The following is a 19,360-nucleotide window of genomic DNA, read 5'->3' as shown; positions in this document are numbered from 1 at the left end:
AACGATGGAAGTTGCCGAGGTGGTCCGGCTTTGCCTGGAGCATGGAGTGACCATCACGCCGTGCTCTGACGGGCGCCGTCGTGGAGCTTGCCGTCCCGTACGTCAATCCGTGCCGCTCCGAAGCGTCTCCTGGACCGCCGGCATGCATTCCAGCGCGGCGGCGACGATGGGGTTGCCGGCGGCTCGCTTGTGGAAAAGCCAGATATCGCCAAGGAAGACCGCGTCATTCAGCTTGAGGATCTTCAAGCTGCCGCGGCTCACCCCGCGCCGGACGAAGGCGAGCGACATCAAGCCAAGGAAATTGTAGCTTTTCATCAACGCTTCGCTGGCGGACAGCGAAATGGTCTGCACGCAGCCCTCCGGAAAGCTCAGGCCATGGCGGCGCATCCACGCTTCCAGCGCCATGAAGGATGGGGATTCGCGCGGCGGCAGAATCCATGGCACGCCGGCAAGGTCGACAGGGACGAGGCCCCGCCTGGTGGCGAGTGGGTGCCCCTGGCCGCAGACGATCACCAGCGGGTCGTTCAGCATGGGTTGACCCATGGTGTCGGCGGCATGCAGGCCGGCGGGAGCGGTACGGCTGAACACGAAGTCCAACTCGCCGGCTTCCAACATCGGGAACAGTTTGTCGCTGGTTGCCTCAATGAATCGCAGACCTGCGTTGGGCGCTTTGTTTTTCAACTGCAGCGTCAGGATCGGCGCCACCACCGGCAATACGGTGACAACTGCCCCGACCGTCAGCGTTCCGGAGATGCCGCTGCACAGGGCATCCACCTCATGCCGGGCCTGCTCCAATTGCAGCAGGATTTCCCGCGCATAGCGCAGCAGGGACTCACCCAACGGCGTAAACTGCAAACGGTTGCCAACGCGGGTCAACACCGCCGCGCCCAATCCAGCCTCGATTTCTGCGATCTGCTTGGAAATGGCCGGCTGAGTGACGTTCAGCCGCTCCGCCACCAACCTGATCTGCCCAAGAGTGGCGAACAGCGACAGCAGACGCAGGTGGTTCAGTTTAAGCCCGCGCTGGAAGAAGCGCTCGATCTGCTCCATTGCCGTCTCCAGGCTATTCGGGTTGAGCGTTGCAAGCGAGAATCCACACGTGCTCAGCCGCTTTCACATAACCAACAGGTTATGGGGTGCAGATAAAATGTCAATTGACTATCAAGTGCCTGCATAACATCGTCGCAATACAATTAGCAGCCAAAATAATCAGCCTATCGTGCAGTTTTCTGACGGTGCAAAGCTCAGAAAATCGCCACGGCTTCCAAAAAAAGCCTCCGAATTGGAAAAATCAATGCAAGGGAGAGGAAGGGCATTGCGATGACTGAGGAAAACGCACCAGAAGCGAAGCACGCTCCTTGGAAGACCGTCATTCTGGCCAGCCTTGGCGGCGCGCTGGAAATGTATGATTTCATCATTTACGGCGTCTTCGCCATGGAGATTGCCAGCCAATTCTTCCCGGCTTCGAACCCGATTTCGTCGCTTCTGCAGACCTTCGCCGTGTTCGCCATCGGCTACGTCTCGCGGCCGCTCGGCGGCATCGTGCTCAGCAGCTTCGGCGACCGCTTCGGTCGGCGTGTGGTCTTCCTGGTGTCGATCTTCGCCATGTCGAGCTGCACGATGGCGATCGGCCTGATCCCCGGCTATGACAGCATCGGTGTCGCCGCTCCGATCCTGCTGATCCTGCTGCGGCTGGGCCAGGGCTTCTTCCTCGCCGGCGAGCTGCCCTGCTCGATCACTTATGTCGTCGAGGAGATGCCCGAGCGGGCAAGCTTCGTCAGCGGCCTCGTCATCTTCTGTCTGACCAGCGGCGTGTTTGTCGCCACCCTGGTCAGCGTCCTCCTCCACAGCACACTTCCAGCGGCCGAGGTCGGGAGTTACGGTTGGCGCATCGCCTTCGTCCTGGGCGGGCTGCTCGGGCTGCTCTCCTATTGGCTGCGCACCTCGCTGGAGGAGTCGAACGGCTACCGGCAGATGAAGAGCCATGTCGCCAGGCATCCGTTCCGCAGCGTCATCACCACCTATCCGCGGCAGGTGCTGGTCGGAATCGGCGTGGCTGGGATCGTCAACACCGCCAACAGCCTGCTGTTCGTCGTACTGCCCTCCTACCTGACCGGCGTCCTCCATTACGACGCCGCCGCCACCAGCACCGCGCAGAGCGTCGGTATCGCCGCCTCCACCGTTTCGATCCTGGTGGTGGCCTGGCTCGGTGATCGCATCTCGACCGTGATCCTGCACCGCGTCGGCTGCCTGCTGATGCTGGTCGGGGCCTATCCCCTCTACCAAGCGTTGGTCGACCATCAGATCGGCCTGCTGCCCGCGTTCGTCATCGTCGGCATCGCCGGCGGCTTCGTCAGCGGCACCTATGCCCATCTGCTCGCCAGTCTGTTTCCCACCAACGTGCGCTTCAGCGGCATCGCCCTGTCGCTGAATCTGGCAACCGTGATCTTCACCGCCATCACCCCTCTCGCCATCACCCAGCTCACCCGTTCCACCGGGCTGGTCGCCGCTCCCGGCCTCTACCTGTCGGTGGTGGCGCTGCTGGCACTCCTGGCCGGCGTCCTGCTCCACCGTCTGCAGAGCCGGGCCGCAAGGGCGCACAGGCCGGTCGACGGCGTTCCCTCAGCCGCATTGCAGTGAAAGGCATTCAGACAGATGTCCCGCCGTAACCTGATCGTCATCATGTCCGACGAGCATGACCCGCGCATCATGGGATGCGCCGGTCATCCTCTGGTCCGCACGCCGAACCTCGATGCGCTCGCCGCCCGCGGGGTCCGCTTCTCCAATGCCTATACCCCCAGCCCAATCTGCGTGCCGGCCCGCGCCGCCTTCGCCACCGGGAGGCGGGTCCACCAGACACGGCATTGGGACAATGCCATGCCCTACACCGGAGAGCAGCGGGGATGGGGCCATGTGCTGCAGCAGCACGGCATCCGCGTCGAGAGCATCGGCAAGCTGCATTACCGCGCCGAAGAGGACCCCGCTGGCTTTGATCGCGAGCACATCCCGATGCATGTGGTCGGCGGGCATGGCATGGTCTGGGCGTCGATCCGCGACCCGTACCTGGTCAAATGGACCTCCACCCGCATGATTGGCGAGCGCGTCGGCGGCGGTGAATCCTCCTACACGTCCTACGACCGCTCGGTTACCGCCCGCACGGTCGACTGGTTGCGCGACGCGGCCACCCGCAACGACGAACCCTTCGTCCTGTATGTCGGTCTGGTTGCTCCGCATTTCCCCCTGATTGCGCCGGAGGAGTTCTTTTCGCTTTATCCGCTCGACCGCATCCCGCCGGCGAAGCTGCATCCGGCCGACGGCTACCAACGGCACCCCTGGGTGCAGGCAGCCGCCGAGTTCGACCGCACCGAGGAGAAATTCACATCCCCGGAGGAGCGGCTGAAAGCTTTCGCCGCCTATTTCGGCCTTTGCAGCTTCCTTGACCACAATGTCGGGCGCATCATCGGAACCTTGCGTGACCTGGGGCTGGATGACAGCACCACCGTGATCTACACCTCCGACCACGGCGATAATCTGGGCGCGCGCGGGCTTTGGGGCAAATCGACGCTTTATCAGGAAAGCGTCGGCATTCCGATGATCGTCGCCGGGCCGGAGCTGCAGCCGGCGGTCCGCACCACGCCGGTCGATCTGCTGGATCTCTTCCCCACCATCCTGTCCGCTGTCGGGATCGATCCGGCTCCGGAGATGGAGGACCGTCCCGGCCGCTCCCTGTTCGACCTCGCCGCCGCGCCGGACGAGCCGGACAGGGTCGTCTTCAGCGAATATCATGCGGCCGGCAGCAACACGGGCGGCTACATGCTGCGCAAGGGACGCTGGAAGTATCACCATTATGTGCGGTTCCAGCCCGAGCTGTTCGATCTGGAAACCGACCCGGAGGAGGCCGTCAATCTTGCCGGCGATCCCGCCCATGCGCCGGTTCTGCGCGCCATGGAAACGGAGTTGCGCCGCATCTGCGATCCCGAGGCTGTCGACCGTCAGGCCAAACTGGATCAGGCGGCATTGATCGAGCATTTCGGTGGTCCGGACATCGCCGCGACTCTTGGCGCCGCGGGTGCCACTCCTGCCCCCACCGCCCTCCACCCGGCCTGACCTTCAGCCCCCCGCCAGCTCGATCCGAAGTGAGGCCGGTCCCTCGCCGCAGCAGTCGCGGCACGGTGGCCGGCCCCTCCGCATCGGGCGCGCAACGGATTTTCCCCATGCTGTTGCCGAAACGACCGCGCCCTCCGGCAGGAGAGCCGCGCAAGGGAGCTGCCGTGTCCGCGCGCATCGCCCGGCGCCTGAACCGCGAGCGCCCGCCCGCCGGCTCCTATCTCGTCCGTCTGATTACACGGCCGTCGCGCGGGGCGGTCACCTTCCGCCAATGGGTGCGCCGGGGCGAAATCGGCATCGTCGGATTGGCCCTGCTGTCCGGCGCTGCCGCCGGGCTTCTGGCGCTTCTGATGAGCGAAGCGACGCACGGCCTGCATGTGGCGTTGTTCGGCGCCGGCGCCCAGTACGGCCTCAGCCTGCTGGAGGACGCCGATCCCCGCCTGCTGCTGGCGCTGCCGGCCCTTGGCGGACTGCTGCTCGGACTGCTGAATTGGGGCATTGCCAGGCGTGGCCTGCGGACGCCGATCGATCCCATCGAAGCCAACGCCCTGCATGGGGGGCGCATGAGGCTGTCCGACGGCGCGGTGGTTGCGGCGCAGAACATCGTCTCGAACGGCTTCGGCGCCTCGGTCGGGCTGGAAGCCGCATTCGCCCAAGTCGGCAGCAGCTTTGCATCCCGGCTGGGTGGCGCCTTCGGCCTGCGCCGGGGGGATTTGCGGGTGTTGGTCGGATGCGGTACCGCCGGAGCGCTGGCGGCCGCCTTCTGCGCGCCGATCACCGGCGCCTTCTATGCCTTCGAACTCGTGGTCAGTACCTATTCGATCGCCAGCCTGGCGCCGGTCATGGCCAGCGCCGTCGCCGGCATGCTGTTGGCGTCGGCGCTGGGTCGGACGGCAGTGCTTGCCGGCGCCGGCAGTTTCGCGGCGCCGACGCTCGGCGATTACGCCCTCGCCCTCCTCCTCGGGCTGCTTTGCGGTCTGCTCGCCATCGCATTGATGAAGGGGATGACGCTGGTGGAGGCTTTGCTGCGCCGTGCCGTTCCCTGGGGTTGGTTGCGTCCCGTGGCGGGTGGGTTGGCCGTCGGCGGCCTTGCCCTTCTGTCCACCGGAGTGCTTTCGGCGGGCCACGGCGTGCTCCATCTGGCACTCGCCAGCGACCTGACGTTGCCACTGCTCCTTGGGCTGCTGGTCCTCAAGACCGCCGGCACCGCGATCTCTATCGGCAGCGGCTTCCGCGGCGGCCTTTTTTTCGCCTCCCTCCTTCTCGGCGCACTGTTCGGCAAACTCTTTGCCATCGCCGGAGTGACTCTGCTTCCACCGGCGATGATGCCGACCACGGTCGATCCGATGCTGTACGCGGTAATCGGAACCAGCGCCTTCGGCGCGGCGGTGGTCGGCGCTCCGCTCGCCTTGACGTTTCTGGCGCTTGAGGGCACCCGCGACTTCGCCGTCGCCGGTCCGGTGCTGGTGGCGGTCATCGCGGCGACGATGGTTGTGAGGCGCCTGTTCGGTTATTCCTTCGCCACCTGGCGCTTCCATCTGCGGGGGGAAACCATCCGCAGCGCCCATGACATCGGATGGCTTCGCGACCTGACGGTAGGACGTCTGATGCGCCGCGATGTCACCACCGTGCCGCTCGGCGTGTCGTTGGCGGTGATCCGGCGCACCTATCCCTTGGGCGCCACGCAACGGCTCATCGTCGTCGACGATGCCAACCGTTATGCCGGGCTGCTGTTGCTGCCGGAGGTGCATGCCGCCGGGCCGGTGTTCGACACCATCGACCCGCTGGTGCGCCTACGGCAGCGGGCGCTATTGCCGGCGATGAACGCCAAGGAGGCGATGGCTCTGTTCGAGGATGCCGAGACCGAGGCCATGGCGGTTGTCGATGGTGTCCAGACGCTCCGCGTCCTTGGAATGCTGACGGAGGCCCATCTGCTGCGCCGGTACGGCGAAGAGGTGGACAAGCGCCGCCGTGACGAAGTCGGAATTCCGTAGACTGGCAGATGACTTAGTCCTACAGCCGGGATCATTTTCAGGCCGGCCTGTCGAAGGGTTTATCCTACCGCGTGGAGGTTGGGATGACGACGGCAACGGAAGTGACGACTTGGGCTCGGGGTCTGGATGCGCTGGCTGGCCGGATTGGTCCACGATTTTGCCGGCCAGAGGCGCGCGAGCGGGCACGGCGGTATCCGGCTGGGCTTCTGGCGCCGCTGGGACGGAAGAACGGCTGGAGCTGGCCGAAGCAGCCGGTGACGCCAGTCCCGACGGCGTCCAGGATTTCCTGGCCCGGATGCGTTGGGACGCCGATGCTGTTCGCGACGACTTGCGGGCTTACGTCGTTGAGCATTTGGACAATCCCGACGCCGTGCTGGTGCTGGACGAGACCGGTTTCCTGATAAAGGGCGAGCGTTCGGTCGGCGTGCAGCGTCAATACTCGGGCACTGCCGGACACATCGAGAACTGACAGATCGGCGTCTTCCTGGGCTACGCCGGCCGACACGGCTATGCCCTGATCGACCGCACCCTGTATTTGCCGCAGTCCTGGGCCGGCGATGAGGAACGCCGCCGCACGGCTTGGGTGCCGGAGGAGGTGCCCTTTGCCACCAAGCCCAAGCTGGGTCTCACGATGCTGAAGCGGGCGCTGGACGCCGGCGTGCCGTGTGCCTGGGTGGCGGGGGACAGCGTCTACGGCACCGACAGCGCCATCCGACGGGCCATCCGACGGGGACTGGAGCGCCGCCGGGTCGGGTACGTGCTGACCGTTACAAGTGGTCAGCGGCTGTGGCCGGGCACGGTGAGCGACTGAATCGAAGAGGTGCCGGCCGATGGCTGGCACCGGCTCAGCGCCGGCGATGGCGCCAAAGGCCCGCGCTTTTACGATTGGGCGCGCCTGCCGTTCCGTGACGCGCCGGAGGGGCCGGCTCATGTACTTGTGGCGGGCCGTCGATGACGAAGGCGAGGTGTTGGAGGTGCTCGTCCAGCGCCGACGCGACAAGGCTGCGGCTTTGAAGTTGATGCGCAAGCTGCTGAAAAAGTATGGCTTTGCGCCCACCCAGGTCACCACCGACAAGCTCCGGTCCTACAGGGCCGCCTCCCGCGATCTGGGTCTGACCGCCCACCATGAACAAGGGCGGCGAACGAACAACCGGGCCGAAGTCTCACACCAGCCGGTGCGGCGACGAGAGCGCAAGATGCAGCGGTTCAAATCGATGGGTTCCGCCCAGCGCTTCGTATCCGTGCATGCCACCGTCTACAACACCTTCAACCTCCAGCGTCACCTGGTCTCCCGCCGCACCCTGCGTACCTTCCGGGCATAGGCCGTGGCCGACTGGCAGGCCGCGACTGCCGCAGCGGAAACCAGTTGCGGACTTCGCAACTTCTATTTGCCGCCTCAGTTGCCGTGTCAAAGCCCTGCTTGGTCATGATGACCCCACTCTCTCAGATGATGGGGACTCCAGCAAACTCGGCGCGGTTCAGTCGGCGGCGGCCGCAATCTTCCTTGCCTCGTTCAAGTTGACGTGACGGGGCCTGCCGAAGCAACCATCGCCCTGACCTGCAAGCCGAACATCGCCGGAAGGCTGGGCCGCTCATCCTGCCTTTACAGCTTCGGCTGGATGATCTTATCTCCGCATCATGGATCGTCGCAGGCTCCAGTTTTTTGTCGCGCTCTGCGAAGAGCTGCATTTTCACCGTGCCGCCGCGCGGTGCCGCATCACGCAGCCCGCCCTCAGCCAGCAATTGCGCCAACTGGAGGAAGAGCTTCAGGTTCAGTTGATCCACCGCAACAAGCGGCGCGTTTCCCTGACGAGAGCCGGCGAGACCTTCCTGGGCGAAGCCCGGAAGATTTTGAATCAGATGGAACGGGCCGCGCAACTCGCGCGTCAGACGGATCGCGGCGAAATCGGGCAATTGTCGGTCGGCATGACCGCACCGGCGCTCTACATCGTCTTCCCCGAGATCATGCACCGGTTCCGCATGGCATTGCCCAATTTCGGCGTGAACGTCCATGTCATGACGACGTCGGAGCAGGAAGAAGCCTTGAGGGCAGGAGCGATTGATGTCGGCATCTTCCATCCCCCGCTCGACGATCAGTCGCTGTCGTCCCACCCCATCGCGCGCATGCGCTTCAATGTCGTGCTGTCGGATCGCAACCCATTGGCCGAACGGCCGCGCCTGCGGCTTGAGGATCTCTCCAGGCAACGCTTCATCATCTTCCCGCGCGTAATCGGCCCACGCCTCTACGATGAGATTATCAGCCTGTGCCAGCAGGCGGGATTCAGCCCTGAGCTGATTCTCGAAGCCTCCCCCGCGCAATCGATCATCGCGCTGGCCGCAGCGGATTTCGGGATCGGCCTCATCGCCTCCGATCTTCAGCAATTCGCACGGCCCGGGGTGGTCTACCGTCCGCTCGACGGGCCGGCACCCCACCTGACGCTCGGGGTTGCCTACCAGAGCGACGACACCTCTCCCGCCATTCAGACATTTCTGGACGTCGCGACCGCGGTGGGCGAACTGGTCTCGTGAACAGTCAGCCTCTCACCCCGATCGTCAGAGGCGCAAACATCGGTCGGTGAAAACTTTCTCTTATCAATCAATCATTTTTAAAAGTTGGACCTACTCAGTTCATTGGCCCTATCGTTCGTGCAACGGAGGATAAAGCCGATGAAAGTCTTCATGATTGGGGAGGCTGCCAATCACAAGGACAAGCTGGCCGCTTTCCTGACGACTCCCTGCGACATCATACCCCTTCCCCGTGAAGCCGCCCAATCGTCCCAGTTCGATTCTGCGATCACCGGAGACGACGTGGTCGTGTCTTTGCGGTTCTCCCGACACGATGGACCCGCACCGGACTTCCGGCTTCTGCATGTGCCGGGGGCCGGGCTGGATGGCATCGACATGCCCTCCCTGCCGTCCGGCGCCAGCCTGTGCAACGTTTTCGAACATGAGATCCCCATCGCCGAATTCGTCATGTCGGCGATGCTGAACTGGGAGATCCGTCCTGACGCCCTGCGCGGCTCCTTCGCCACGGAAACATGGTCCGACGTCTACCGGGCGCGCGTGCCGCATGGAGAGATCCACGGACTGACCCTGGGACTGATCGGCTTCGGCCGTATCGGGCGGACCATCGCCCAGCGGGCGGCGGCCTTCGGCATGCGCATCCTTGCCGTGGACCAGTTCGCCGCCGATCCCAATGGTCTTGCCGAGGCGATCCTGCCGCCGGACCGCTTGCCGGATATGCTGGCGCAGTCGGATTACGTGGCGATCGCCTGTCCGCTGACCGGCGAGACGCGCGGGCTGATCGGAGCGGCCGAACTCGCCGCCATGAAGCCGACGGGCGTGCTGGTCAACGTATCACGCGCGCCCATCGTCGATGAAGAGGCGCTGTACGACGCGCTGCGGCGCCAAGCCATCGGCGGTGCGGTGCTTGACGTCTGGTACGGCTATCCGGCCGGGGCGGACGACCGGGTGGCGCCCGCGCGCTTCCGCTTCGAGGATCTGCCGAATGCGGTCTGCACCCCGCATTCCTCGGCCTGGACCACCAGGCTGCCCGAACGCCGCTATGCCTTCATCGCCCGGAACATCGACCGGCTGACTGCCGGCGAGCCGCTGCTGAACCTCGTGCGGGCACCTGCTCCGGCATCACTTCCCGCCATCCAAAACACGAGCATCCCATGATCCGAGACACCGAGGACCTCGCCCGCCGGAGCGCCGGCGTGCCGATCAAGATCACCGGCGTGAAGACCTTCGTCGTCAACGCCGAGATGCGCAACTGGATCTTCGTGAAAGTGCTGACCGATCAGCCCGGTCTCTACGGCTGGGGCGAGGCCAGCCTGAACTGGAAGACGCGGGCCGTCACCGGCGCCGTCGAGGATTTGGAGCCGACCGTGCTCGGCCGCGACCCGCGCGATATCGAGCAGTGCGTCCGCGCGATGAACAAGTTCAGCTATTACAAGCTGGGCATGGTTGGCGTGACGGCGATCAGCGGCATCGAGCACGCGCTCTGGGACATCTTCGGCAAGAGCGTCGGCCTGCCCGTCTGGCGCCTGCTCGGCGGCAAGGTCCGCGACCGCGTGCGCGTCTACACCCATCTCGGCCTCGGCGAGATGAAGTCGGTCTACGAGACCTTCGACGTCGGTTCGCTGAAGGAACGGGCCGCGGCGGTGACGGAGAAGGGCTACGATGCGCTCAAGGTCGTGTTCATTCCCTATGGCGCCCACAGCGCGCCGATTCCGGCCCAGCGCCATGTCGGCAAGATGATGCAGGCGCTGCGCGACACGGTGGGCGACGGCGTCGACATCATGATCGACTTCCACGGTCGCCCCGGCTCCATCGCCGCCGCCATGAGCTACATCCGCGAACTGGAGCCCTACCGGCCGATGTTCTGCGAGGAACCGGTCCAGCCCGGCGATACCGAGGCGCTGCGCCGCATCGCCGAGCAGGCGGACTGCCCGATCGCATCCGGCGAACGGCTGGTCGGGCTGAAGGAGTTCCAGCCCATCTTCGCCCAGAAGGCGGTCCATATCGCCCAGCCCGACCTGAACCACACCGGCGGCCTGCTTGAAGGAAAGCGGATCGCGGCGCTGGCGGAAGCCGACCTGATCGGCATCGCCCCGCACAATCCCAACGGTCCGCTGGCCGGCGTCGCTGCCCTGCATTTCGACATCTCCACGCCGAACTTCGTCATCCAGGAGGAGATGAGCGGCGCGGTGCCATGGTACGACGACGTGGTGCAGACCCCGATCCGCCGCACCGGCAGCCATTGGGAGGTGCCCGACGCCCCCGGCTTCGGCATCGAGGTGAATGAGACGGAGGCGGCGAAGCACCCGTTCAAGCCGGAGGTGATGCACACGACCTCGGCCGTTCTGGACGACGGCACCATCGTCGATTGGTAAGCGCCGCCCTCACCGACCTATCGGACGGATTTCCATCATGAGAGAATTCAGCACCCCCGGCGACGTGTTCAACGCGCTGCCATCGCGGGTCGTCTTCGGAGCCGGGGCCATCGACCGGATCGACGCGGAAGTGGAGCGGTTGGGCGCGAAGCATGCGCTCGTCGTATCCACTCCCGGCCGCAGCGCCATGGGCGGACGTGTCGCAGACCGCCTTGGAAGCCGTTGTATCGGCATCCTGCCGGAAGCGATTTCCCAGGTGCCCATCGAACTTGCCATCCGGGGCCGGGCCAAGGCGCGCGAAATGGGCGCCGACTGCCTGGTCAGCGTCGGCGGTGGAGCCTCCATCGGTTTGGGCAAAGCCATCGCGCTGGAACTCGGGCTGCCGATCATCGCCGTGCCGACCACCTATTCCGGCTCCGAGATGACCGGCTTCTGCGGGATCACCATCGACGGCGTCAAGCGGATGCACCAGAGCCTGCGCATGCTGGCGGGCACCGTCGTTTATGACCCCTCGCTGACGCACGGGCTGCCGGTGGACGTCAGCACGGCCAGCGCCATGAACGCGCTCGCCCATTGCGTCGATGCCATCTACACCCCCACCATCAGCCCTGTGATCGTACCGGCGGCGATGGAGGGCGCGCGGGCGATCATGGACGCGCTGCCGCGGGTGGCGGCCCGTCCGGACGATGGACAAGCGCGTGCCGACCTGCTGTACGGCGCCCACCTCGCCGGTGCGGCGCTGGCCGGCGGCTTCGCGCTCCAGCATGGCGTCGCCCATGTCCTGGGCGGCACCTACGGCGTGTCGCATGGATTGTCCCATGCGCTGGTGCTGCCCCATGTGGCAGCCTACAATGCACCCTTCGCTCCGCAGGCGATGGACCGGCTGGCCGCCGCCATGGGGGTGGAGGACGTCGGCGCCGCCATTTTCGACATGATGGAAACGGTCGGCCTGCCGACGCGGCTGACGGAGGTCGGCTTTTCCGCCGACCGGATCGAGGAGGCCGCCCGGATCACCGTCGAGACGGACAACAGCTACAACCCCGGACCGGTGACCGAAGAAGCCGTGCGCGGCATCCTCGCGGCGGCAGTGGAGGGGCGTCGCCCAGGATCGCCGTCGGGCCGGTAAGGGCCGGCCGGCACGGAGGGCTAACCGGACAAGAGAACACAAAATGGGAGGAAACCACGATGTTGATCAAGCGTAGGCAGTTTCTGGCCGCCACCGCGGCGGGCGCCCTGGCCGCACCCTTCATCTCAAAGGCGCATGCCGCGGAATTCGCATGGAAGTTCGGCCATGGCTTCCCGGCCAGCCACCCGCTGCATGTCCGCGCTGTCGAAGCGGCCGAACGCATCCGCAAGGAGACCGGCGGCAAGGTCGACATCGCCGTCTTCCCCAACAGCCAGCTCGGCGGCGACAGCGACCTGCTGGCGCAGGTGCGCTCCGGCGGCATCGAATTCTTCAGCACCGGCGGCCTGATCCTGTCGACCCTGGTCCCCGTTGCGTCGATCAATGGCATGGGGTTCGCGTTCAAGGACTATGACGCCGTCTGGAAGGCGATGGACGGCCAGCTCGGCGGGGTGATCCGCAAGGGCTTCGACAAGGCGGGCCTCCACGCCTTCGACCGCATCTGGGACAACGGCTTCCGCCAGATCACCACCAGTACCAAGCCGATCACCGGGCCGGCCGATCTGGCGGCCTTCAAGATCCGCGTCCCGGTCAGCCCGGTCTATGTGTCGCTGTTCAAGGGGTTGGGCGCGTCGCCGACCAGCATCAACCTGGGCGAGGTCTATGCCGCGCTGCAGACCGGCGTGGTCGACGGACAGGAGAATCCGCTGGTGGTGGCCGACACCGCCAAGTTCTACGAGGTGCAGAAATTCTGCTCCATCACGAACCATGTCTGGGACGGTTCGTGGATCGTCACCAACGGCCGCTCCTGGCGTGGACTGCCCGAGGATTTGCGGCAGATCGTCAGCCGGAACCTGAACGACGGCGCGCTGCAGCAGCGCCAGGACATCGCCGGCCTGAACGAGGCGCTGCAAGGTTCGCTCTCGCAGAAGGGGCTGACCTTCAACAAGGTCGATCCGGCGCCTTTCCGGGAAGCCCTGCGCAAGTCCGGCTTCTACGGTGAATGGAAGGCCAAATACGGTGAAGAGGCCTGGAGCGCCCTGGAAAGTTCGGTAGGGGCGCTGACATGACGGCGGTGGTGGATCACAAGTCCACCGCCGGCTCGCCCGACAGCGCCAGCCGGTGGCTGGCGCACGCCGACCGGCTTCTGGGCTGGCTATCCGAACTGCCGGTGGCGCTTCTGGTGGCCGCGGAAGTGGTGATTCTCTTCACCGGCATCGTCGCCCGCTACGTGCTCCACGCTCCGATCACCTGGTCGGACGAACTGGCGTCGATCCTGTTCCTGTGGCTGGCGATGCTGGGAACCGTCGTCGCCTTCCGCCGTGGCGAGCATATGCGGATGACCGCGTTCGTCAGTTGGGCATCGCCACGCGCGCGGGCGTTCCTCGATGTCTTCGCGGTGGCCGCGGCACTCTGTTTCCTGCTGCTGGTCATCCTGCCGGCGGGCGAATTCGCCTGGGAGGAGTTGGAGATCACCACCCCGGCCCTGCAGATCTCGAACATGTGGCGCGCGGCCGCCTTGCCGACCGGTCTCGGGCTGATGATCGCGACGGCTCTGATCCGCCTCGCACGGGTGGGCGACCTCAAGCTGGTGGCGGGTGCAGTGGCGGCGGTCGCGGCGATCGCCGCATTGTTCTTCGTCCTGCAGCCGGTGTTGGCCGATCTCGGCAAGCTCAACCTGCTGGTCTTCTTTGTGCTCGTGGTTGCAGGGGCTGTGTTCGCCGGCGTGCCCATCGCCTTCGCCTTCGGCCTGTCGAGCTTCGGCTATCTCGCCCTGACCACCAGGGTGCCGCTGCTGGTCGTCGTCGGCCGGATGGATGAGGGCATGTCACACCTGATCCTGCTGTCGGTGCCCCTGTTCGTCTTCTTAGGACTGCTGATCGAGATGACCGGCATGGCCCGCGCGATGGTGGCGGTGTTGGCCAACCTGCTCGGCCATGTGCGCGGCGGCCTGTCCTATGTGCTCATCGGTGCGATGTATCTGGTGTCCGGCATCTCCGGCTCGAAGGCTGCCGACATGGCGGCAGTCGCCCCGGTGCTGTTCCCCGAGATGAAGGCCCGCGGTGCCAAACCGGGTGATCTGGTGGCGCTGCTGGCGGCGACCGGCGCGCAGACCGAGACCATTCCGCCGAGCATCGTGCTGATCACCATCGGCTCGGTCACCGGCGTTTCCATCGCTGCGCTCTTCACCGGCGGCCTGCTGCCCGGCCTGCTGCTGGGGGTGATGTTGTGTCTGGTTGTCCGCCACCGCTACCGCCATGAAAACCTGTCGGGAGTGCGTCGGCCGACCGGTCGTGAGTTGGGCCGCAGCCTGGTGGTGGCGCTGCCCGCGCTCGCCCTCCCTTTCGTCATCCGCACCGCGGTGATCGAGGGCGTCGCGACGGCGACCGAGGTTTCGACCATCGGCATCGTCTATGCCGTCGCCGTTGGATTGCTGGTCTATCGCCGCTTCGACTGGGGCCGGGTGGTTCCCATGCTGGTCGAGACCGCGGCGCTGTCGGGAGCGATCCTGTTCATCATCGGCACCGCGACGGCGATGGCCTGGTGCCTGACACGCTCGGGATTCTCGACCGATCTGGCGCAGTTCATGGCCGGCCTGCCGGGAGGCGCCTTCACCTTCCTCGCCGTATCCATCGTCGCCTTCATCATCCTCGGCAGCGTGCTGGAGGGAATTCCGGCCATCGTACTGTTCGGCCCGCTGCTGTTCCCCATCGCCCGTGAGATGGGCGTGCATGAGGTGCAGTATGCGATGGTGGTGATCCTCGCCATGGGCCTCGGCCTGTTCGCCCCGCCCTTCGGCGTCGGTTTCTATGTCGCCTCGGCAATTGGCCGGGTCAACCCGGATGAGGGCATGCGCCCAATCCTGGGCTATCTGGCGGCTCTGCTGGTCGGACTGGTGCTGGTCGCCGCAATTCCCTGGCTTTCGACCGGCTTTCTGTGATTGCCGTTCGTCGTAGCCGCCCGAAGCCGGCCCCGGTTCGCTCCGGGGCCGGCTTTGCCGTATCAAGGCGGTCTGCGCGTAACGGCGCCTACACCGGCGCCAGCAGATGGTCGGACCCGATGGAGCGTTGGTGCACAACTTGGCGCGTTGACAGAGGTTCCGGTTTCCCACATGAACGAGCGTTTCGTACGCGAGGCGGGAGCGCACCGGCTGCTGCTGGGCACGGATTTCTACTCCTCGCCCAAACTGTTCAGTGTTCCGTTCCCCCTGCCGGAAATCCTCGCCTCCGACCTGACGGACGGGGACTGCGCGGAGATCCTGGGCGGCAACGCCCGCCGCCTGCTGGGGCTTGCCTGAAAGGCCGGCCCAGGCGGTTTCACGACCCGCCGGGGCTGCGCCCATCATTCCGGCACGGAGCCTTTCACCACGACGCGCATCAGCACACGGCGGTGCTTGCCCATCTCGTAATTGGCCGTGGCGCGGTGCAGCAGGCAGCGGTTATCCCAGAAGACGAGGTCGCCGTGCCGCCAGCGGTGGGTGCGGACGAAGCGGTCCTGCGTCGCGTGCTCCAGCAGCTCTTCAAGCAGGGCGCGCCCCTCCTCCTCCGACATGCCCTCAATGTGGGAGCTGTACATGCCGATGTAGAGGCTCTTGCGCCTGGTCTCGGGATGGGTGCGGACCAGCGGATGGGCGATGGGAGGCGCGGCGACGATGTCGTCTTCGGTCGGCGGGGCGCTGCCGGTGTAGCGGCGCATGAACTCCAGGCTCTGCACCGACTTCAGCCCGTCGATCCGCCGGCGCGTGTCCTCCGGCAGGGCGTCGTAGGCTGCGATCATGTCGGCGAACTGCGTGTCGCCGCCGTTCGGCGGCAGTTCCACCGCGTGAAGCATCGTCAGCAGCGACGGCTCGCGCAGGAAGGACTTGTCGGTATGCCAGAAATAGTTGGAGCTGATGAAGGGCTTGGCCACCGGGTTGCCGCCGGCGTCCAGGTTGGTGATGGTGTGGACCGCATCCCATTTCGACCCGTCGGACAGCCGGATCATGTGTCCCTCGATGGGGCCGAACAGTTCGGCGAAGCGGTACATGCGCTCCTTGTCCAGCGACTGGTTGCGGATCACCAGCAGATGATGGTCGCGGAAGGCCGTCCGCACCGCCTCGACCGTCCTATCGTCGAGCGGCCGGGACAGGTCGAGCCTGTCGGTCTCCGCCCCGATGATGCCGTCAAGCGGCGTGAACAGGGAGTGGGCCGCAACATCGGCTGATGCGGCGGCGGAACTGGCGGCTGGCGCATGGAGGCTGTTCATCTGGACGGTTCCTCTTGCAGGTCGGTTGGCTTTCAGAGCGGTCGGCGGCAGGCCCAGAGGGCGGCGCGCATCAGAATTTGGCGGTGGACCGGGTGTTCCAGGGACGCACGGTCATGGCCCAGCGTATCGGCCACCACCCGGCCCAGCCCGGCGTCGCGCACCCACAGGGCGGGCCAGGCGCTCCCTCCTTCCGCCGCCACGATCGCCAGAGGCTGGAGACCCTCGGCCAGATCGAAGTCGCCATAGGCCTCGTCGGTGACGGTGAAGGGCGGCAGGCCGGCGGTCAGGGGATGGGAAACGTCGGTGGGGATCAGGGTGACCGGACCGCGCGGCGGATGGGCGGAGCGGCCCCACACCCAGGCTCCACCCAGCAGATCCCTCCATTCCGGCCAGTCGTCGAAGCAGATCAGTGCGGTATGCAGGCCGAGCAGCCCGCCCCCGCCGCCGACGAAGCGTGAAAGCCTCTCCCGTCCGGCCGGCGACAGCGAAAAGGCCCAGCGCTCGCGGTGCGGGGCGTATTTCTCGCTGCCCAGCATCCGCCAACGCAACGCATAGACGGTGAGCAGGTCGAATCCACCCCGATCCAACGCCTCCAGCCCGCCTTCGATATCGTCGGTGACGGTCGAGACGACCCCCACGCCGTCCAGAATCCTGTCCAGCGCCGGAGCGGCGTCGGCGAAGGGATGGCCGATGCCGCCAGTCAGGATCAGGTTGCGGATCGTTCCGCTCATCGGTCACCCGCCAGGGACTTCGCCGCCGGGGCGCGGCGTGGCAGGTGCATCTTCAGGCTGAAGGACACGCCGCCATCGACCATCAGATGCTGACCGTGGATGTAGCGCGCCCGGTCCGACACCAGGAACAGCACCGCATCGGCGACATCGTCGGCGGTGCCGAGCGAGCGGGCGGGCACGGCGCCGCCGCGCACGGCGCGCACCTCCGCGTCGGCGTAGATCGGCGCCGACATGCCAGCGTCGATGAAGCCGGGGCCGACGGCGTTGACCCGCACGCCGCGCGGCGCCAGCGCCAGCGCCAGATGCTCGGTCAGCAGCGCGACCGCCGCCTTGGTCGCCGGATAGGCGCCTGCGTCGGGGCTGGGGGCGACGGCGTTGAGCGAGGTGATGTTGACGATGGCCCCCGATCCGCGCTCCGCCATCCGGCGCGCCACGGCGCGGGTGACGATGAAGGTGCCGGTCAGGTTCACGTCGACAACCTGGCGGAAATCGGCGACGCTGTGCTCCAGCAGTTCGCCGAAGCGGACGATGCCGGCATTGTTAACCAGCACGTCGGGTGCGTCGTCAAAGGCCTCCGTCATCGCGGCAACCACCGCGTCGATCTGCGCCTCGTCGGTCACATCGGCGGTGAAGGCCAGGGCGCCGGGAATCCGCGCCGCCTCCGTCTCCAGCCCGGCTGCATCGAGATCGAGCAGCGCCACGCGGTATCCTTCGCCGGCCAGACGGCGCGCGATGGCTGCGCCCAGTCCGCCGCCGGCTCCGGTCACCAGAGCGGTCTTGGTCATGCGATCCTCCCGGAAATACGGGTGTTGAACATTGACGGAACCTCCGTCACGGCGCGCTCTGCACTCATCACAGCGTGCTCTGCACGATGCCGCCGTCTACCGGGATGGCGGTGCCGGTCAAGTAGCTGGCGCTTTCGGACCCCAGGAAGACGATCAGGTCGGCGACCTCCTCGGGCCGGGCGAAGCGGCCGAGCGGGATGCCGGCGGCGATGCCGGCCGCGGTGTCCTCCGCGGTGCGGCCCTGGGCGGCGGCGCGGGCGCCGACGACCTGGGTCATGCGGTCGGTCGCGGTCCAGCCGGGACAGACGGTGTTGACCAGGATGTTCTCCGGCGCCAGTTGGGTCGCCATCGTCTTGGCCCAGCCCAGCGCTCCCAGCCGCAGGCTGTTGGACAGCATCAGCTCGCCGATCGGCTGCTTGACGGAATAGGAGCTGATGTTGATCACCCGCCCCCAGCGCTGCCGGCGCATGTGGGGAATCGCGGCGCGGGTGGCGTTGACAGCCGACATCAGCGTCAGGCGGAAGGCATCCTCCCAGTCGGCGCCATCCAGCCCGTCGAAGGTGCCGGGCTTCGGACCGGCGGCGTTGTTGACCAGGATGTGGATGGTGCCGAAGGCGTCGGCGACCTCATCGACCAGCCGCTCCACCGCCTCCGGGTCGCCGACATCGGCCGGCACCGTCAGCACCGGGCCGCCGTCCGCCGCCAGAAGCTCCCTCGCCTCCTCCAGCCGGCCCGGATCGCGGCCACAGATGGCGACGGCGCAGCCTTCGCGTGCGAACCCCAGCGCCGCCGCCCGTCCGATGCCCTGGCTGCCGCCGAGCACCAGCGCGACCTTGCCCTTCAGTCCCAAATCCATCGCTGTGGTCTTTCTCTTCAGAATGCGGCGGCGGACACTCATCCGCGGGGGCGCTTGCTGACGACGGTTCCGGCTTCGGGCTCGAAATAGCAGCGCTCGGGCTTGTAGGTGCCGCTCGCCACGGTGATGCCCCAGCTCCCCTCCTCCAGCGCCATGAAGCCGTGGATGTCGGCGGGCGGAGCGATCACCACGCTGTCGCCCGGCTCCAGCACGCGGTCCTCGACCACGGTCAGGTCGGCCTTGCCGGGAACCGAGCCGTCGTCGCGCCGCTCATAGACGGTGTGCTTCACCCGCCCCCGATAGATCGCCATGCTTTCCCAGTTGCCGTGGTCGTGGACGGCGATGGGTTGGCCGTCGGGCAACTCGAACAGCAGGATCGACAGGTCGCCGTCATAGTAGAGGTACTGGGAATTGGCGACATGGTTGCCGATGCGCGGCACGCCGGCCGTGCATAGGTCGGGACGGGCGGCGAGCGCGGCAAGCGGTTCGCGCAACGCCGCCGTCAGGCGGGCGGTGTCGTGTCCGTGGGTCTCGATCGCCCGGATCACCGCCTGGGCGCAGGCGCGGATGGCGGTACCGGTCTCGGGGCTCGCGACCATGATGAATCCTCCTGTAAGGCGG

16 protein-coding genes and 2 pseudogenes are annotated in these 19,360 nt (G+C 66.3%); 12 read left to right on the top strand and 6 right to left on the bottom strand.

The features are described 5' to 3' along the window. Nucleotides 1–102: 102 nt before the first annotated feature. On the bottom strand, nucleotides 103–1,050 hold the full coding sequence (locus B9N97_RS30635) for a LysR family transcriptional regulator (protein ID WP_085091584.1): 948 nt from the start codon (nucleotides 1,048–1,050) through the stop codon (nucleotides 103–105). 270 nt (nucleotides 1,051–1,320) lie between these two features. On the opposite strand from B9N97_RS30635, the gene B9N97_RS30630 reads away from it, so the two are divergent. The 12 genes and pseudogenes from B9N97_RS30630 (at nucleotide 1,321) to B9N97_RS30575 (ending at nucleotide 15,420) form a co-directional block, all read left to right on the top strand. Beyond that, entirely contained in the window at nucleotides 1,321–2,640 is a 1,320-nt protein-coding gene (locus B9N97_RS30630; RefSeq protein ID WP_085091583.1) for an MFS transporter, read from the top strand. Between the two features lie 15 nt (nucleotides 2,641–2,655). Beyond that, nucleotides 2,656–4,107: a sulfatase-like hydrolase/transferase gene (locus tag B9N97_RS30625; protein WP_085091582.1), complete on the top strand. Its 1,452-nt coding sequence runs from the start codon at nucleotides 2,656–2,658 to the stop codon at nucleotides 4,105–4,107. Nucleotides 4,108–4,271: 164 nt separating this feature from the next. Next, nucleotides 4,272–6,101, top strand: coding sequence for a chloride channel protein (locus B9N97_RS30620; RefSeq protein WP_244561021.1), 1,830 nt, complete (start codon nucleotides 4,272–4,274; stop codon nucleotides 6,099–6,101). A gap of 83 nt (nucleotides 6,102–6,184) precedes the next feature. After that, nucleotides 6,185–7,023, top strand: a pseudogene (locus B9N97_RS36595) (IS701 family transposase); the annotation flags it as partial. Next, nucleotides 7,022–7,423 (top strand): annotated as a pseudogene (locus B9N97_RS30610) (IS6 family transposase); the annotation flags it as partial. The pseudogenes B9N97_RS36595 and B9N97_RS30610, both read left to right, overlap by 2 nt. A 316-nt stretch (nucleotides 7,424–7,739) precedes the next feature. Beyond that, entirely contained in the window at nucleotides 7,740–8,630 is an 891-nt protein-coding gene (locus tag B9N97_RS30605) for a LysR family transcriptional regulator (protein ID WP_085091580.1), read from the top strand. A 138-nt stretch (nucleotides 8,631–8,768) separates the two neighbouring features. After that, nucleotides 8,769–9,782 (top strand): 2-hydroxyacid dehydrogenase, encoded by a 1,014-nt coding sequence (locus tag B9N97_RS30600; RefSeq protein WP_085091579.1) that lies wholly within the window; start codon nucleotides 8,769–8,771, stop codon nucleotides 9,780–9,782. Next, nucleotides 9,779–10,999, top strand: coding sequence for an enolase C-terminal domain-like protein (locus B9N97_RS30595; protein WP_208621315.1), 1,221 nt, complete (start codon nucleotides 9,779–9,781; stop codon nucleotides 10,997–10,999). Before B9N97_RS30600 ends, B9N97_RS30595 begins: the two co-directional genes overlap by 4 nt. A gap of 37 nt (nucleotides 11,000–11,036) precedes the next feature. Continuing rightward, nucleotides 11,037–12,125, top strand: a complete 1,089-nt coding sequence (locus B9N97_RS30590; protein WP_085091578.1) for a maleylacetate reductase — start codon at nucleotides 11,037–11,039, stop codon at nucleotides 12,123–12,125. 59 nt (nucleotides 12,126–12,184) lie between these two features. Then, on the top strand, nucleotides 12,185–13,192 hold the full coding sequence (locus B9N97_RS30585) for a TRAP transporter substrate-binding protein (RefSeq protein WP_085091577.1): 1,008 nt from the start codon (nucleotides 12,185–12,187) through the stop codon (nucleotides 13,190–13,192). Then, nucleotides 13,189–15,063 (top strand): TRAP transporter large permease, encoded by a 1,875-nt coding sequence (locus B9N97_RS30580; protein WP_085091576.1) that lies wholly within the window; start codon nucleotides 13,189–13,191, stop codon nucleotides 15,061–15,063. The genes B9N97_RS30585 and B9N97_RS30580 overlap by 4 nt, the downstream gene beginning before the upstream one ends. Before the next feature lie 171 nt (nucleotides 15,064–15,234). Further along, nucleotides 15,235–15,420: a hypothetical protein gene (locus B9N97_RS30575; RefSeq protein WP_085091575.1), complete on the top strand. Its 186-nt coding sequence runs from the start codon at nucleotides 15,235–15,237 to the stop codon at nucleotides 15,418–15,420. A 44-nt stretch (nucleotides 15,421–15,464) separates the two neighbouring features. Here the strand turns inward: B9N97_RS30575 and B9N97_RS30570 are convergent, their stop codons facing one another. The 5 genes from B9N97_RS30570 to B9N97_RS30550 form a co-directional block, all read right to left on the bottom strand. Beyond that, nucleotides 15,465–16,367 carry a TauD/TfdA dioxygenase family protein gene (locus B9N97_RS30570; protein WP_085091574.1) on the bottom strand — a complete coding sequence of 301 codons (903 nt, stop codon included), beginning with the start codon at nucleotides 16,365–16,367 and terminating at the stop codon, nucleotides 15,465–15,467. 32 nt (nucleotides 16,368–16,399) lie between these two features. Then, a complete protein-coding gene (locus B9N97_RS30565) occupies nucleotides 16,400–17,098 on the bottom strand; it encodes a ThuA domain-containing protein (protein WP_085091573.1) in 699 nt (232 codons plus the stop codon). Further along, nucleotides 17,095–17,883 carry an SDR family NAD(P)-dependent oxidoreductase gene (locus B9N97_RS30560; RefSeq protein WP_085091572.1) on the bottom strand — a complete coding sequence of 263 codons (789 nt, stop codon included), beginning with the start codon at nucleotides 17,881–17,883 and terminating at the stop codon, nucleotides 17,095–17,097. Before B9N97_RS30560 ends, B9N97_RS30565 begins: the two co-directional genes overlap by 4 nt. Nucleotides 17,884–17,950: 67 nt before the next feature. Continuing rightward, nucleotides 17,951–18,739, bottom strand: coding sequence for an SDR family oxidoreductase (locus tag B9N97_RS30555; RefSeq protein WP_085091571.1), 789 nt, complete (start codon nucleotides 18,737–18,739; stop codon nucleotides 17,951–17,953). Nucleotides 18,740–18,777: 38 nt separating this feature from the next. After that, complete coding sequence (locus B9N97_RS30550) at nucleotides 18,778–19,338, bottom strand: cupin domain-containing protein (protein ID WP_085091570.1); 561 nt, start codon at nucleotides 19,336–19,338, stop codon at nucleotides 18,778–18,780. Nucleotides 19,339–19,360 lie beyond the last annotated feature (22 nt).

The organism is Azospirillum oryzae (assembly GCF_900177515.1).
In the GTDB taxonomy this organism is placed as follows: Bacteria; Pseudomonadota; Alphaproteobacteria; order Azospirillales; family Azospirillaceae; genus Azospirillum; species Azospirillum oryzae_A.
Note: the sequence above shows the minus strand (reverse complement) of the source record. Positions and strands in the feature narration are given on the sequence as shown.